Origin of the sequence: Modestobacter sp. VKM Ac-2983 (assembly GCF_026967885.1) — a bacterium.
Lineage (GTDB): Bacteria > Actinomycetota > Actinomycetes > Mycobacteriales > Geodermatophilaceae > Modestobacter.
The window spans coordinates 153,649-168,386 of record NZ_JAPVBK010000005.1 but is presented as its reverse complement, the minus strand read 5'-3'; the positions used below and the strand labels follow the sequence as shown (position 1 = coordinate 168,386).

Below are 14,738 nucleotides of genomic sequence, written 5' to 3'. Positions count from 1 at the left end.
CGGCTCCCAGGTTAGCGGCGGACCCGCCGGCGGAAGGGCCCTGACGCCCCGGGTGCACCGGTCGCGTCGGGGAGATCACCGAGCAGCGCGGCGTCGGCGGCGGTGGAGGCGGTCACCCCGGTGCCGCCCGGCGGGGCGACCGTCTCGTAGACGGCGAGGATCCGCTGAGCGACCACGGCCCAGTCGTAGTCGGCGACGGCCCGCCGGCCGGCCGCCTGCAGCTCCGCCCGCCGGTCGGGGTCGGCGAGCAGGCCGCCGAGCGCCGTGGCCAGCGCGGCGGCGTCCCCACGCCGGACCAGCACCCCGGCGGCGCCGTCCGCCAGGACCCGGCTGAAGGCGTCCAGGTCGCTGGCGACCACCGGCGCGCCGGCGCCCATCGCCTCCAGCAGGATCACCCCGAAGGACTCCCCCAGCAGGTTCGGGGCGCAGTAGACGTCGACCGATCGGAGGAAGGCCGCCTTCGCCGGTTCGTCCAGCTCCCCGAGGACCGTGACGTGCGGGCGCAGGTCGTCGGCCACCAGCTCGTCCAGCTCGTCGGGGTCGCCGCGGCCGGCGATGAGCAGCCGGGCCCGCGGGTGTTCGGCGACCACGGTCCGCATCGCCTCCAGGAGCACCGGCAGGCCCTTGCGCGGCTCGTCGTAGCGGCCGAGGAAGCCGATCGTCGGAGCGTCGGTGCCACGCCGGTACCCGGCCAGCGTCGGCCCCTCGGCGAACGCCGCGACGTGCACCCCGTTGGGGATGACCACCGCGTCGCCACCCAGGTGCTCGACCTGGACGCGGCGGGCGAAGTCGGAGACGGCGATCCGGCCGGCCACCTTCTCCAGCCAGGGGCGCGCCCACGGCCCGAGCGCCGCGAGGACCTTGGACCGGGTGGTCGCCGCGTGGAAGGTCGCCACGATCGGGCCCTCGGCGATGATGCAGACCAGCAACGACAAGGACACCGACGCCGGCTCGTGCACGTGGACGACGTCGAAGTGCCCGTCCCGCAGCCAGCGGCGCGCCCGGGCGGCGGAGACCAGGCCGAAGGAGACGCTGGCCATCGAGCCGTTGTAGGGAACCGGCACCGCACGACCGGCCCAGGTCACGTGTTCGGCCGGCAGCGACTCCTCGTGCAGCGCCGGGGTCAGCACCTCCACGTGATGCCCCAGCCCGCGCAGGGTCTCGGCGAGGTCGCGCACGTGGTACTGCACGCCACCGGGGACGTCCCACTGGTAAGGGCAGACCAGCCCGATCCGCATCACCCCACCTCCGCCGGGGGCGTGGTCACGACGAGGGACGCCGGGGCACGACCCGCGGGGCCCACCTCGGGCCAGACGCGGCCGAGCACGTGCCAGTCCTCGGGGCGTTCGGCGATCGTCGTGGCAAAGGCGTCGGCGACCTGCTGGGTCGCGCTGGTCACCCGGTCCCGCAGCCGGCCCAGCCCGTCGAGCGGCACCGGGGGGTGGACGACGAACTGCCACCCCGCCCCGTCGAACTGGCAGACGGCGGGCAGCAGGGTCGCCCCGGTCTGAGCTGCGACGAGGGCCGGGCCGCCGGGCATCGTCGTCCGGCGGCCGAAGAAGGTGACCGGCACACCACTGCCGGACAGGTCCCGGTCCATCAGCAGGCAGGCGGTCCCGCCGTCGGCCAGCCACTCGCGCAGCACCGCCGAGCTGGGCCGTTCACCGCCGGTGAGCGGTACGACCCGCATGCCCAGCCGCTCCCGGAAGGCGACGAACCGGCGGTACAGCGACTCCGGCCGCAGCCGCTCGGCGACGGTCAGGAAGGGCCCGCCGAGCCAGGCGATCAGCCACACCCCGGCGGCGTCCCAGTTCCCGCTGTGCGGCAGGGCCAGGACGATGCCGCGGCCCTGGGCTCGCGCAGCCTCCAGGTGCTCCCGGCCGCGCAGCTCCGAGCCGGCGAGGATGCGCTCGCTGGACAGCGTGGGCAGCCGGAACGCCTCCTGCCAGTAGCGGGCGTAGGACTGCATCGCCCGCCGGGTGAGGGCGTCCAGCGCGGTGTCGTCCAGGCCGCCGCCGGTGACGACGTCCAGGTTGGCCCGCAGCTGCCGGGCACCCCGTCCGCCGCGGCGGACGGCGAGCGCGCCGCCCGCGGCGGCGCCGGCCCGGGCCACGGGCTCGGGCAGCAGCCGGACGGCCCGCCAGCCGGCTGCGTACCCGGCGTCGGTGAGCCGGGCGAGCAGGTCGGCGCGGCGGCTCACGGGGCGGGGCGCTCGGACGGCTGGTCGGGGGACGACGCCGGCAGTCGACGTCCGTGGGCCTCCCGGCGGACCGCGGCGAACCGCTGCGCGACCGTCACCGCGCTGCCGATGAGCAGCACCCACAGCGCGGCGTGGAGCGCGTACGGGATGCCGAGGCCGGTGAAGCCGGTGCCGACCAGCACCAGGATCAGCCGTTCGGTGCGCTCGACGATCCCCACGTCGGCCGACAGCCCGACCCCCTCGGCGCGGGCCTTGATGTAGGAGGTGAGCACCCCGAGCACCAGGCACAGCAACGCGAGCAGCACCAGCAGCCGGTTGTCCCCGGCGCCGGAGAACCACCAGACCAGCCCGCCGAAGATGGCGGCGTCGGCGGCCCGGTCACCGGCGGAGTCCAGCACCGCACCGAAGACCGAACCGCCCCCGCGGGCGCGGGCCAGGGCGCCGTCGAGCATGTCCAGCAGCACGAAGACGGTCACGGCCAGGGCGCCCCAGAACAGCAGGCCGTTCCCGATCAGGAAGACCGCGGAGGCGACCGCGCCGAGGGTGCCGGTGAGGGTCACCGCGTCGGCGGTGACCCCGGCCCGGACCAGGCCGCGCACCACGGGTGCCCAAAAACGGCCGACGGCCGGCCGGAGGTTGACGCCGAGCACTCAGGCCACCGTCGGGTGCGGGGCGGGCCCGGCCCCCTGGCCGGCAGCAGGCCAGGCTCCGGCCAGCAGGGCCCGGGTCTCGGCGAGCACCTGCGGCAGCACCCGGGTCAACCCGACCACCGGCATGAAGTTGGTGTCCCCGCCCCAGCGCGGCACCGCGTGCTGGTGCAGGTGGTCGGCGATGCCGGCGCCGGCGACCGCGCCCTGGTTCATCCCGATGTTGAACCCGTGCGCGCCGCTGACCGACCGCACCACGCGCATCGCGGTCTGGGTGAAGGCGCCGAGCTCGGCGACCTCGGGAGGCGTCAGGTCGGTGTAGTCGGGCACGTGCCGGTACGGCACGACCATCAGGTGGCCGGCGTTGTACGGGTAGAGGTTGAGGACGGCGAACACCGTCTCCCCCCGGGCCACGATCAGCCCGTCCTCGTCCGACATCGCCGGGATCAGGCAGAACGGGCAGTCGTGGTCGCCGGTCGGCTTGTTCTCCCCGCGGATGTAGGCCATCCGGTAGGGCGTCCACAGGTGCTCGAAGCCCGAGGTCGGCCCGTCGTCGTCGTTGCGCAGCGGCACCCGGTAGGCAGCCGGTTCCTCGCCCGTGCCGATGCCCGTGCCCCCGGTCATCCGGCCACCATCGGGGTCTCCGCGGTCGGGTCGCTGTTGTGCCGGCCCTCGACCCAGGCGGCCACCTGGGCCACCGCCTCGGCCACCGGGACGCCGTTGCGCTGGGAGCCGTCGCGGTAGCGGAAGGAGACCGCCCCCGCCTCGGCGTCGGTGGCCCCGGCGATCAGCACGAAGGGCACCTTCTGCTTGCTGGCGGTGCGGATCTTCTTCTGCATCCGGTCGTCGGAGTCGTCGACCTCCACCCGGATGCCGCGCCGGCGCAGCTGCAGGGCGACGTCGGTGAGGTAGGGCACCTGCTCGTCGGTGATCGGGATGCCGACCACCTGGACCGGGGCGAGCCAGGCCGGGAACGCGCCGGCGTAGTGCTCGGTCAGCACGCCGAAGAACCGCTCGATCGAGCCGAACTTCGCCGAGTGGATCATCACCGGCTGCTGCCGGGTTCCGTCGGCTGCGCTGAACTCCAGGCCGAAGCGGGCCGGCTGGTTGAAGTCGTACTGGATGGTCGACATCTGCCAGGTCCGCCCGATGGCGTCGCGCGCCTGGACGGAGATCTTCGGGCCGTAGTAGGCCGCTCCGCCCGGGTCGGGCACGAGCTCCAGGCCGGTCTCCCGCGCCGCCTCCTCCAGCACCGCGGTGGCGTTGGCCCACTCCTCGTCGGAGCCGATGAACTTCGGGCCCTCGCCCCGGGTGGACAGCTCCAGGTGGTAGTCGTCCAGGCCGAAGTCGCGCAGCAGCCCGAGGACGAAGGCCAGCAGGTGCCGGACCTCCCCGGGCGCCTGCTCCGGGGTGACGTAGCTGTGCGAGTCGTCCTGGGTCAGCCCGCGGACCCGGGTCAGGCCGTGCACGACGCCGGACTTCTCGTACCGGTACACCGAACCGAACTCGAAGAACCGCAGCGGCAGCTCGCGGTAGGACCGCCCGCGCGACCGGAAGATGAGGTTGTGCATCGGGCAGTTCATCGCCTTGAGGAAGTACTCGCTGTTCTCCAGCTCCATGGCCGGGAACATCGTCTCCTCGTAGTACGGCAGGTGCCCGGAGGTCTCGAAGAGCCCGCGCTTGCTGATGTGCGGGGTGCCGACGTAGTCGAACCCCTCCTCCAGGTGCCGGCGGCGGACGTAGTCCTCCATCTCCCGCTTCACCACCCCGCCCTTGGGGTGGAAGACGGCGAGACCCGAGCCGATCTCGTCGGGGAAGCTGAAGAGGTCGAGCTCGACCCCGAGCCGCCGGTGGTCGCGGCGCTCGGCCTCGGCGATCTGCTCCAGGTACGCCTTGTGCGCGTCCTTGCTCTCCCAGGCGGTGCCGTAGACCCGCTGCAGCTGCGGGTTCTTCTCGCTCCCGCGCCAGTAGGCGGCGGCGCTGCGGGTGAGGGAGAACGCCGGGATGGTGCTGGTGCGGGGCAGGTGCGGGCCACGGCACAGATCGGTCCACAGCCGGTCGCCGGTGCGCGGGTCGAGGTTGTCGTACATGGTCAGCTGCGCGCCGCCCACCTCGACGTCGGCGCCCTCGGCGGCCTCCTCGCCGGCCCCGTCCTGGCCCGCACCGCCCTTGAGCCCGATCAGCTCCAGCTTGTACGGCTCGTGCGCCAGCTCGGCGCGCGCCTCGTCGTCGCCGATCTCCCGGCGGCTGAAGTTCTGCCCCTGCTTCACGATCGCCTGCATGCGCTTCTCCAGCGCCTGCAGGTCCTCGGGGGTGAACGGCCGCTCGGGGTCGAAGTCGTAGTAAAAGCCGTTCTCCACCGGCGGGCCGATGCCCAGCCGGGTGCCCGGGAAGAGGTCCTGCACCGCCTGGGCCAGCACGTGGGCGGTGGAGTGCCGAATGACCGCGCGACCGTCGGGGCTGGCGGCGGGCACCGGCTCGACCTCGGCGTCGGCGTCCGGGGTCCAGCCGAGGTCCTTGAGGTCGCCCGAGACCACGTCGCGGACGACGACCGCACCGTCCGGGCCCTTCAGCGGCACCCCGGCGTCCTTGAGCGCCTGGAGGGCCGTCGTCCCGGCCGGCACCCGGATCGCGGTGACGACGGTGGGCGGAGGCGGGGTGGACACGAGAGCTCCCGGAGGTCAGGCGACGGGCCCGACCGGTCGGCCGGGCGCAGTCGAGACTAGTGCGCCGGGACGACGGTCCGGGTCAGCCGGGGACGATCGCCAGCCCTGCGGCCACAGCGCCGCGGTCGTCGAGCACCCCGCCGATCCGCGCGGCGCTCTCCGGGTCGGCGGGCACCAGTCGGACGGCGTCGACGGCCACCTCGATCCGGACCGGCACCGCCTCTGCCTGCGACACGGTGAACCGGCCGTCCTCGCCCCGGGTGAAGGTGAAGCGGGCGATCACCGAGTCCTCGGTGTCGTACCCGCGGGTGGCGTGCTCGGCCAGGTGGTTGCCCAGGCCGTAGGCCACCCACTCGCCGTCGATCTGCTCGAACGGCTGGACGACGTGGGCGTGGTGCCCGAGCACCAGGTCGACGTCGGCTGAGGCGAGCAGCGTGCGCACCGCCTCCTCCTGGGCCGCGGTCGGTGCGTGGTCGTACTCGGCGCAGCAGTGCACGCTGGCCACCACCACCTCCGCGCCGGCCGCCCGGGCCGCGGCCGCATCGGCCAGCACCCCGCTGACGTCGGGCACCGCGAAGGTGTCCACCGCCCAGGGCGCGTCGGCCGGCAGCGGGACGCCGTTGAGCGAGAACGTCGTCGCCACGTGCCCGACCCGCACTCCCCCGACGTCGACGACCACCGGCTGCTCGCTCTCCGCCGCGCTCCGGTGAGTGCCGGTGTGCGCGATCCCCGCGGCGTCGAGGGCGTCCAGGGTGCGCACCAGCCCGTCGAAGCCGTCGTCCAGGGAGTGGTTGGAGGCGGTCGAGCACAGGTCGTAGCCGGCGTCGGCGAGGGCGTCGACGACCTCGGGCTGGACGGCGAAGGACGGGTAGCCCGAGTACGGCCCGCCGACCGGTGCGACCGGCGTCTCCAGGTGGCAGATCGCCAGGTCGGCGGCCTGCAGCACCGGCGCCACCCCGGCGAAGACGGCGGAGAAGTCCCAGCTGCCGTCGGGCTGCTGGGCGCCGGCGGTCAGCGCGCGGCCCTGGTGCACCAGCACGTCCCCGGTGGCGACGAGGGTGAACGAGTCAGGCGCCGGCGGGGGCGCGGACGGCACAGCAGCCGGGGCCGAGGACGACGGCGGGGTCGGGCTCTCCGCGACCGGGGACGGGGCGTCGGCGCCACAACCGGTCAGCAGGGCCACGCACGCGGCCACCGCAGCTCTCCGGGTCACGGTCCGGAGGTTAGCGACCGCCGCACCGTGAACCGCTGCGGCCACGTCAGTCGAGCAGTTGGACCTCGTCACCCTCGGCGACCAGGCCCGGGGTGCGGACCTCGGCGTACACGCCGAGGCAGTGCTTGGGGGTGCGGACCACGTCGAGCTCCGCGGTGCCGATCCGCAGCCGCCGGCCGACCCAGGACCGCTCGTCGTGCCCGTCGGGCAGGTGCAGCAGCAGGTTTGCGCGCGGGTCGTCGGCCGAGCAGCCCTCGGGGACGTCGCCCTCCGCGGCCCGCTCGACGGCCCCGCGGGACACCAGGTGGACGGCGGCGGCGTCGACCTGTGGGCCGTGCGCAGCGGCGGTCAGCCGGACCGGCCGCCCCAGCACCTCGGTGAGGGTGAGGGTGTCGGCCTCGGTGTCGCCGGTGGGCACGACCTCGCGCATCCGGGGGGTGGTCTTGACGGTGACCCGCTCGCCGGTGTCGACCTCGACGACCGACCACGCCCGGTCACCGTGCAGGCCCGCGTCCTCGACCTCCACGGCCGGGACCACCCGGCCCGCCAGGGACTTCACCGGGTACACCGAGATCTGACCGACCTTGCCCACCGCAGCGCTCACCTCCCCGACGCTACGCGGGGCGCGATCGGGCGGCCTGCCCGGCCGACGGGCTCCCCCGGCGTCGCAGTCGCCGCAGTTGCGCCTCCACGTGCGGACGGGCCCGGCGCTGCCCCCCGCGCTCGGCGATGGCCTCGTCCAGGGCGGTGAGCACCCGGGTCAGCCGGAGCTCGTCGGGGTGCCAGCCGCGGCGCTCGCACTCCTCCAGCCACGCGACCGGCGCGGTGTGCCCGCGCTCGGAGTTGCAGCGGCGGCAGGCGGCCACCTCGTTCTCCAGCCAGGACGGCCCACCCTTGACCCGTGGCACCACGTGCTCGGTGGTCGGGAGCACCTGACCGCCGAACGTCCGGCCGCACCACACGCAGGTGGGTCCGTCGCGCTGCACGGCGACCCGCAGTCGGGCGGCCCGGTCCAGTGCCATCGCGTCCATGGTGCGCCGGTTCGCGACGGGTGCGCCGGTCCAGCGAGATCCCCCGGGACGACGAAGGGCCAGGCTCCCCCGTCTCCGGGTTCACCTGGCCCTTGCATCCGGTGGGCGATACTGGGATCGAACCAGTGACCTCTTCGGTGTGAACGAAGCGCTCTACCGCTGAGCCAATCGCCCGGTGCGTCGAACATCTTGCCAGATGCTCAACGCCAGAGCGGCACCCACCCCGGCACCCAGTCCGGGACGCCCGTCATGTGCAGCGTCACGAGCAGCACGGCCACCACGAACGCCGCGGTCAGGGCCGCGATGGCCAGCCGGACGACCAGCTGCTGGCGGTTCAGCCAGTCCGACCACCGGGCGACGTGCAGCCGGGTGAACTCCAGCACCCGCTCCGCCCAGGTGAACTCGGTGGCCAGCAGGAACAGCCCGGCGATCACGGTGAGCCAGCCGGGCCCCGGGAGCGGGATGGTGACGATGCCGAAGGTCACGACCAGGCCGCCCACCAGGCCCACCGCGCCCCGGTACGGCGTGTCCATGCTGCGGCGGGCGGCGATCCACCGGCGCCAGCCCGCCTCGGCGACCCGCTCACGCAGGCTGTGGACCTCGTCGGCGTCGTAGCGGGCGCGGCGCTGCTCTGCGGTCTCGGGCACGTCCGGGCCCGCCGGGCCCGGCACGTGCTCACCCGGCGCTGCCATCGTGTCCTGTCCGTTCAGCTGGTCACCTGCCCGGTCGCGACGATGTCCGTCGGTTCCGACGGAGCCTGTCGACCGGGCTCGATGCTGACGCCGTAGGCGGGGTACTCGTCGAGTCCGGTCGCCGCTGAGCCTACGGTTCGCAGGTCCATCTCAGAAGTGACCACGTCGAACGTGCCGATGGCCACCGGGGGACCATCGGGCAACCCCCAGACGACGTAGGTGCTCTCGCTGGGGTCGTTGACCGGGAGTCCGTCGGCCAGCACCTGGAGCTGACCGTCCCGGGCGACGACGGTGGCGAGGTCCGACCCGTCCTCGTCCCCGACGAGCGGGGCGATGGTGGCCTGCCCTGGCTCCAGGAGCGCGTCCAGCACCTGGGCCTGCTCGGCCGCTGCGGCCACGGCCTCGTCGCGGGCGCTGGTGAGCGCGACGTTCCAGGCGCCCAGCGCCAGCACCGCGGCCACCCCGGCGGCGACCAGTGCGGTCGGCAGCACCCGCTTCCAGGCTGGGCGGGGGTCGGCGAACCGGGCAGGCAGGGGCAGCTGCAGGTCCCGTGCGGAGGTGCTGCCCGTGCCGGCGCGCGGGGGGGCCGACCGGGCGGCGGGACGGGTCGGCGCAGCCGGGGACTGCTCACGCCGACGCCCGGGGCGGGTGTTCTGCGGCAGCTGCTCGGTCTCCTCGACCGCTGCGCGCAGCCGGTCGCGCAGCGCGTCCGACGGCTCCGCCTGGGGCAGGTCGCTGGACATCGCCGTCATCACCTCGGCGGTCTCGGCGACCGTGTCCGCGCAGCGGTCACAGTCGGCGAGGTGGGCGGCGAAGAGGTCCTCGTCCTCGGGCTCGAGGGCGTGCAGCGCCCAGCCGACGGCGAGCTCCTCCCAGCGGCGGTGCTCGTCGTCCTGGCCGCTCGCCGGCGCGGTCATCGGGAGGACCCGTCGGCCGGCGTGGCCCCGGGCAACCCCGTGCCGAGCGTCTCCTTGAGCCGGCGCATGCCCGCCAGCATCCGGGTCTTGACCGTCCCCAGCGGGGCGCCGGTCAGGGCGGCCACCTCCCGCTGGGTGTACCCGCCGTAGTAGGCCAAGGTCAGCGCCTCCCGTTGCGGATCAGGCAGGGAGCGCAGCGCCGTCCGCACGCGACCGGCCTCCACCCGCTCCCAGGCCTCGTCCTCGACGTCGTGTGTCTCGGTCGGTGCCGCGAGCGCCATGTCCTCCTCCGCCCGTGCCGTGCGGCGGCGGTGCGACTCCTCACGCCGGACGGCGTCCACCGCCTTGTGGTGGACCATCGTCAGCACCCAGGAGGCGACGCTGCCCCGGCTGCCGTCGAAGGCGCCCGGGTTGCGCCAGATGCCCAGGAAGACGTCCTGGAGCACGTCCTCGGCCAGCACCTCGTCGGCCAGCACACGGCGGGCCAGGGCGAACGCCGGGCGCCGGAAGCGCAGGTACAGGTCGTCGACCGCCGTGCGGTCACCGGCCGCCATCCGGCGGACCAGTTCGAGGTCGGCTGCGCCGTCCTCGGGACTGCGCACTGGTCGGCTCACGAGGCCCATGGTCACACGCGGCGTTCGACACGTCGGCGCTGATCGGTTCACCACCTCGTGCCGGGCTCGGCGACCGCGGCAGGCCGTGTCGGGTGTCGACTCCTGGGGCGCATGTGACCGGTGTGACGCGACACGCCGAGACCATGCGTGACCAAGGGCCGTTCTGGGTCGTTAAGGAGGCATGCCCCGCCACTCGATGTCCGGCTGCACCGCTCGGACGACGTTCCACCTCATCGGCCCCCAGTCCTGGACGGCCGTCCCAGCCGCCCTGGTCTACGACTCCACCGACCCCTTCGCGGTGCGCGTCCGCTTCGGCGACGACAGTGCGGTGGAGATCGACGTCCACGACGACGAGGCGGCCACGCAGGCGCCCGACCTCGACGACACGGACCCGGACGACGAGGGCAGCGTCGAGTGGCTGCTCAGCCGCGACCTGCTGCGGGCCGGCCTGATCGGACCGGTCGGCGAGGGGGACGTCCGGCTGTGGCCGGCCCGCAACGGGCTGGACGTGGTCTTCCTGCAGCTGCGCGCCCCTTCGGGCGAAGCGCTGTTCGAGGTGTCCGGCGCCGCGGTCGGCCAGTTCCTGCGCGAGACCGACGCCCTCGTGCCGGTCGGCGCGGAGAGCGAGCTCCTGCAGGTCGACGAGGAGCTCACCGCGCTGCTGCGCGGCGGCACCGACAACCCCACGTCGCACTGACCTCCACGCGCCGCTGACCAGCGAAGATCCCCCTCCCGACACCCCCCGGACCCCCCCGGTTTGGAGGCCCGAATCGGGTCGGTTAGAGTTCTCCCCGTAACGCGGACTTGATCCGCAACGCGGACGTGGCTCAGTGGTAGAGCATCACCTTGCCAAGGTGAGGGTCGCGGGTTCGAATCCCGTCGTCCGCTCGGAACCCCGGGGGTTGGTCTCTGGACCGGCGCCCGGTGTGCGGTGGAGTGGCCGAGAGGCGAGGCAACGGCCTGCAAAGCCGTCTACACGGGTTCAAATCCCGTCTCCACCTCGTCTCCTCCACGGAGCACGGGTGTGGAGGCAGGCCGGTCGGCAGACCGGTACGGGCGATTGGCGCAGCGGTAGCGCGCTTCCCTGACACGGAAGAGGTCACTGGTTCGATCCCAGTATCGCCCACCAGCTCCAGCAGGCCCCAGGTCCACGGACCTGGGGCCTGCTGTCGTCTCTGCGGGCGCTCCGGTTCGACTGTGACGATCCCCACTCAGCCGACCGGCACACCGTCCGCGGCTGCGCGGAGCGCCGCCACGTCCAGCTTCCGCATGCCGAGCATCGCCTGCACGGCACGCTGCGCCCTCGCCGGGTCCGGGTCGGCGAAGATCTCGGCCATGCCGGCCGGGACCACCTGCCAGGACAGTCCGTACCGGTCCGTCAGCCACCCGCACTGGCTCTCCTCTCCCCCGTCGCCGACGAGCCGGTCCCAGTACCGGTCGACCTCGGCCTGGTCGGCGCAGTCGATCTGGAAGGAGACGGCCTCGGTGAAGGGGAACTGCGGGCCACCGTTGATCCCGACGAACCGCTGGCCGGCGAGCTCGAACTCCACCGTCATCACCGACCCGGTCGGGCCGGGCGCCCCCTCCGGGTACCGAATGACGTCGATCACCCGCCCCGCCCCGAACACGTCGATGTAGTACTGCGCCGCCTCCTCGGCCTGGGTGTCGAACCACAGGTTCGGGACGATCTTCTGCTGGGCCATCTCAGCTCCGCTCCTCGACCGGTACCCCGCACCGGGGTCTGCAGTGAGGACTGCAACGGCCGGCGGAACTCATCGCCGCGGTCAGCGCGTGGCCGGCTCCACCCGCTCGGTCCAGAACCGCTGCACCTGCTCCGCCAGCGCCGCTGGCCCACCGTCGTTGTGCAGCACGACGTCGGCGACCGCACGGCGCTGCTCGTCGGTGGCCTGGCTGGCGATCCGGGCCCGCGCGTCGGCGGCGGACAGCCCCCGGTCCACCAGCCGGGCCACCCGCGTCTCCGGATCGGCCTCCACGACCAGCACGAGGTCGAAGGAGCCCGCTTGGCCGGTCTCCACCAGCAGGGGCACGTCCTGCACCACGACCGACCCCGATGGTGCGGCAGCGGCCAGCTCAGCGGCCCGGGCGCGGACCCGGGGGTGGACGATCGCATCCAGCCGGGCCCGGGCGGCGGGATCGGCGAAGACGACCGCGGCGAGCGCCGCGCGGTCCAGCGCACCGTCCTCGGCGAGCACGTCGGACCCGAACTCCTCGGCGATCGCCGCCAGCCCCGGCGTGCCGGGCGCCACGACCTCCCGAGCCAGTCGGTCGGCGTCCACGACGACCGCACCACGTTCGGCCAGCAGGGCCGCCACGGTGCTCTTCCCCGAACCGATGCCCCCGGTCAACCCGATCTTCAGCACGGGCCGACCTTAGGAGGGCGCACCCCACCCGCAGGTCTCGGGGAGGTCACGGCGACGCCACCCTCGGCGCGTCGCACCAGTCACACCAGTCACAGGACCTACCTTTCGTCCCGGTGGACTTCCCCCGCCACAGGAGAGAGGCAGAACCGACCATGTCCCGTTCCACGCTCGATGGCGCACTGTCGGCCGCTGGCACTCCCCGCCGTGGTCGGCACCGGCTCGACAACCCCGCCGGGGTGCGCTGCTCGGACCTGCCGGGCGTGCGTGAGCGCCTGCCGCAGAGCCGCCGGGGAGCCGCGTTCTTCCGCGCCCTGATGCCCAGCGTCCGCTCCGGCCGGCACACCTGGGACTTCCTGGCCAACGCCGGCGGCCGTCCGCGGACCGCGTTCGCCATCATCCTCAGCCTCTGACTCAGGGCGCCGGGCCGCATCGTCCGCGAGCGCACGGCAAGCCGCTGCGGGCGCGCGCGATCCACGGCTGAGCCGCCCCCGCAGCCCGCCCTCCGACGGCGGGCGTCCGAACCAGGGCCGCGCCACCGTCCGACGGCTCAGAGCTCAGGGCTCAGGGCTGAGCCACGAACAGCCACGACCCCGTCGACCTCCACGGTCGACGGGGTCGTCGCGCTACGGGTGACCGACCGGCAGGTCGGCCCACCCTCCTGCACAGACGACCGTGCGCCGCCCACCCGGAGGTGGACGGCGCACGGTCTGGTGCTGCTCAGCCGAGCTGCGGGGTCACTCGCCGCCGGCGAGCTTGGCCCGCAGGGCCGCCAGTGCCTCGTCGGAGGCGAGGGTGCCACCGGTCGAGGGGGCGTCCGGCGTGTCGACCGGCTCGCTGGAGTAGCTGCCGCCTGCCGCAGCCTCGGCGTCGGCCTCCTTGGCCGCCGCGATCTGCTTGCGGTGCGCCTCGAACCGGGCCTGCGCCTCGGCGTACTGCCGCTCCCACGTCTCGCGGGCCTCGTCGTAGCCCTCGAGCCACTCGCCGGTGGAGGCGTCGAAGCCCTCGGGGTAGACGTAGTTGCCCTGCTCGTCGTACTGCGCGGCCATGCCGTAGGCGGCCGGGTCGAACTGCTCCTCGTCGCCGACGACGCCCTCGTTGGCCTGCTTGAGGGACAGCGAGATGCGCCGACGGTCCAGGTCGATGTCGATGACCTTGACCAGGATCTCGTCGCCGACCTGCACGACCTGCTCCGGGATCTCCACGTGGCGCTCGGCCAGCTCGGAGATGTGCACCAGGCCCTCGATGCCCTCGTCGACGCGCACGAACGCACCGAAGGGGACCAGCTTGGTGACCTTGCCCGGCACGACCTGACCGATCTGGTGCGTGCGGGCGAACTGACGCCACGGGTCTTCCTGGGTCGCCTTCAGCGACAGCGAGACCCGCTCACGGTCCAGGTCGACGTCGAGGACCTCGACGGTGACCTCCTGGCCGACCTCGACGACCTCGGACGGGTGGTCGATGTGCTTCCAGGACAGCTCGGAGACGTGCACCAGACCGTCGACGCCACCCAGGTCCACAAAGGCACCGAAGTTGACGATCGAGGAGACGACGCCCGTGCGGACCTGGCCCTTGGCGAGCTTGTTGAGGAACTCGCTGCGGACCTCGGACTGGGTCTGCTCCAGCCACTGACGACGGGAGAGCACGACGTTGTTGCGGTTCTTGTCGAGCTCGATGATCTTCGCCTCGAGCTCGCGGCCCACGTAGGGCTGCAGGTCGCGGACGCGACGCATCTCGACCAGCGAGGCGGGGAGGAACCCGCGCAGGCCGATGTCGAGGATGAGGCCGCCCTTGACGACCTCGATGACGGTGCCGGTGACGACCTCGTCAGCTTCCTTCTTGGCCTCGATCGTGCCCCAGGCGCGCTCGTACTGAGCCCGCTTCTTGGACAGGATGAGCCGGCCTTCCTTGTCCTCCTTCTGGAGGACGAGGGCTTCCACCTCGTCGCCGACCTTGACGACCTCGGTCGGGTCGACGTCGTGCTTGATGGACAGCTCACGCGAGGGGATGACGCCCTCGGTCTTGTAGCCGATGTCCAGCAGCACCTCGTCCCGGTCGACCTTGACGATGATGCCTTCGACGATGTCGCCGTCGTTGAAGTACTTGATCGTCTGGTCGATCGCGGCGAGGAAGTCCTCGGCGGTGCCGATGTCGTTCACCGCGATCTGGGGGGTGCTGTCGGGACGGACCTGAGTGGAGGTCATGTGGTCGAGTGCTCCGGACGGGGGATGCGTAGGGACAGGATCACCCGCGGCCGAGGACGACCGCAGGGAGGTTCACGGGAGACGGCGATGCCGACCCCCGTACAGGGAGGTCGACGCCACAGACCTCTGGCGTGATCCCCATCGTACGGACCCGGCGAGGGGTGGTCCACCAGGGG

Annotated in this window: 16 protein-coding genes and 4 tRNA genes; 5 read left to right on the top strand and 15 right to left on the bottom strand. The window is 73.3% G+C overall.

The features are described from left to right. Positions 1-11: 11 nt before the first annotated feature. The 12 genes from O2W18_RS19555 to O2W18_RS19500 form a co-directional block, all read right to left on the bottom strand. Entirely contained in the window at positions 12-1,238 is a 1,227-nt protein-coding gene (locus O2W18_RS19555) for a glycosyltransferase family 4 protein (protein WP_269189098.1), read from the bottom strand. Beyond that, a complete protein-coding gene (locus O2W18_RS19550) occupies positions 1,238-2,200 on the bottom strand; it encodes a phosphatidylinositol mannoside acyltransferase (protein ID WP_269189097.1) in 963 nt (320 codons plus the stop codon). The genes O2W18_RS19555 and O2W18_RS19550 overlap by 1 nt, the downstream gene beginning before the upstream one ends. Continuing rightward, positions 2,197-2,850 carry a phosphatidylinositol phosphate synthase gene (gene pgsA / locus O2W18_RS19545; RefSeq protein WP_269189096.1) on the bottom strand — a complete coding sequence of 218 codons (654 nt, stop codon included), beginning with the start codon at positions 2,848-2,850 and terminating at the stop codon, positions 2,197-2,199. Before pgsA ends, O2W18_RS19550 begins: the two co-directional genes overlap by 4 nt. After that, complete coding sequence (locus tag O2W18_RS19540; protein ID WP_269189095.1) at positions 2,851-3,471, bottom strand: HIT family protein; 621 nt, start codon at positions 3,469-3,471, stop codon at positions 2,851-2,853. Next, complete coding sequence (gene thrS, locus O2W18_RS19535; RefSeq protein WP_269189094.1) at positions 3,468-5,513, bottom strand: threonine--tRNA ligase; 2,046 nt, start codon at positions 5,511-5,513, stop codon at positions 3,468-3,470. Before thrS ends, O2W18_RS19540 begins: the two co-directional genes overlap by 4 nt. 82 nt (positions 5,514-5,595) lie before the next feature. Further along, positions 5,596-6,726, bottom strand: coding sequence for a CapA family protein (locus O2W18_RS19530; RefSeq protein ID WP_269189093.1), 1,131 nt, complete (start codon positions 6,724-6,726; stop codon positions 5,596-5,598). Between the two features lie 46 nt (positions 6,727-6,772). Then, entirely contained in the window at positions 6,773-7,330 is a 558-nt protein-coding gene (locus tag O2W18_RS19525) for an MOSC N-terminal beta barrel domain-containing protein (RefSeq protein ID WP_269189092.1), read from the bottom strand. A 10-nt stretch (positions 7,331-7,340) separates the two neighbouring features. Beyond that, a complete protein-coding gene (locus tag O2W18_RS19520; protein ID WP_269189091.1) occupies positions 7,341-7,748 on the bottom strand; it encodes an HNH endonuclease in 408 nt (135 codons plus the stop codon). Between the two features lie 111 nt (positions 7,749-7,859). Beyond that, positions 7,860-7,931 (bottom strand) — tRNA-Val (locus O2W18_RS19515). 26 nt (positions 7,932-7,957) lie between these two features. Continuing rightward, positions 7,958-8,449 carry a TIGR02611 family protein gene (locus O2W18_RS19510; protein ID WP_269189090.1) on the bottom strand — a complete coding sequence of 164 codons (492 nt, stop codon included), beginning with the start codon at positions 8,447-8,449 and terminating at the stop codon, positions 7,958-7,960. 14 nt (positions 8,450-8,463) lie between these two features. Further along, positions 8,464-9,366, bottom strand: coding sequence for an anti-sigma factor (locus O2W18_RS19505; protein WP_269189089.1), 903 nt, complete (start codon positions 9,364-9,366; stop codon positions 8,464-8,466). After that, a complete protein-coding gene (locus O2W18_RS19500; RefSeq protein WP_269189088.1) occupies positions 9,363-9,989 on the bottom strand; it encodes a sigma-70 family RNA polymerase sigma factor in 627 nt (208 codons plus the stop codon). The genes O2W18_RS19505 and O2W18_RS19500 overlap by 4 nt, the downstream gene beginning before the upstream one ends. Positions 9,990-10,161: 172 nt before the next feature. Here O2W18_RS19500 and O2W18_RS19495 point away from each other — a divergent pair, with 172 nt between their 5' ends. From O2W18_RS19495 to O2W18_RS19480, 4 genes are all read left to right on the top strand, one after another. Beyond that, entirely contained in the window at positions 10,162-10,677 is a 516-nt protein-coding gene (locus O2W18_RS19495; protein WP_269189087.1) for an SsgA family sporulation/cell division regulator, read from the top strand. 119 nt (positions 10,678-10,796) lie between these two features. Next, positions 10,797-10,868: transfer RNA gene (locus tag O2W18_RS19490), tRNA-Gly, on the top strand. A gap of 42 nt (positions 10,869-10,910) precedes the next feature. After that, positions 10,911-10,981 (top strand) — tRNA-Cys (locus O2W18_RS19485). Positions 10,982-11,034: 53 nt separating this feature from the next. After that, positions 11,035-11,109: transfer RNA gene (locus O2W18_RS19480), tRNA-Val, on the top strand. Between the two features lie 82 nt (positions 11,110-11,191). Here O2W18_RS19480 and O2W18_RS19475 read toward each other — a convergent pair. Both O2W18_RS19475 and coaE read right to left on the bottom strand, forming a co-directional pair. Continuing rightward, complete coding sequence (locus tag O2W18_RS19475; protein WP_269189086.1) at positions 11,192-11,683, bottom strand: VOC family protein; 492 nt, start codon at positions 11,681-11,683, stop codon at positions 11,192-11,194. Between the two features lie 81 nt (positions 11,684-11,764). After that, complete coding sequence (gene coaE, locus O2W18_RS19470; protein ID WP_269189085.1) at positions 11,765-12,361, bottom strand: dephospho-CoA kinase; 597 nt, start codon at positions 12,359-12,361, stop codon at positions 11,765-11,767. Positions 12,362-12,513: 152 nt separating this feature from the next. Between coaE and O2W18_RS19465 the strand changes: the two genes are divergently transcribed. Then, on the top strand, positions 12,514-12,771 hold the full coding sequence (locus O2W18_RS19465; RefSeq protein WP_269182824.1) for a hypothetical protein: 258 nt from the start codon (positions 12,514-12,516) through the stop codon (positions 12,769-12,771). Positions 12,772-13,095: 324 nt separating this feature from the next. On the opposite strand, the gene rpsA is transcribed toward O2W18_RS19465, so the two are convergent. After that, entirely contained in the window at positions 13,096-14,562 is a 1,467-nt protein-coding gene (rpsA, locus tag O2W18_RS19460) for a 30S ribosomal protein S1 (protein ID WP_269171741.1), read from the bottom strand. Between the last annotated feature and the right edge of the window lie 176 nt (positions 14,563-14,738).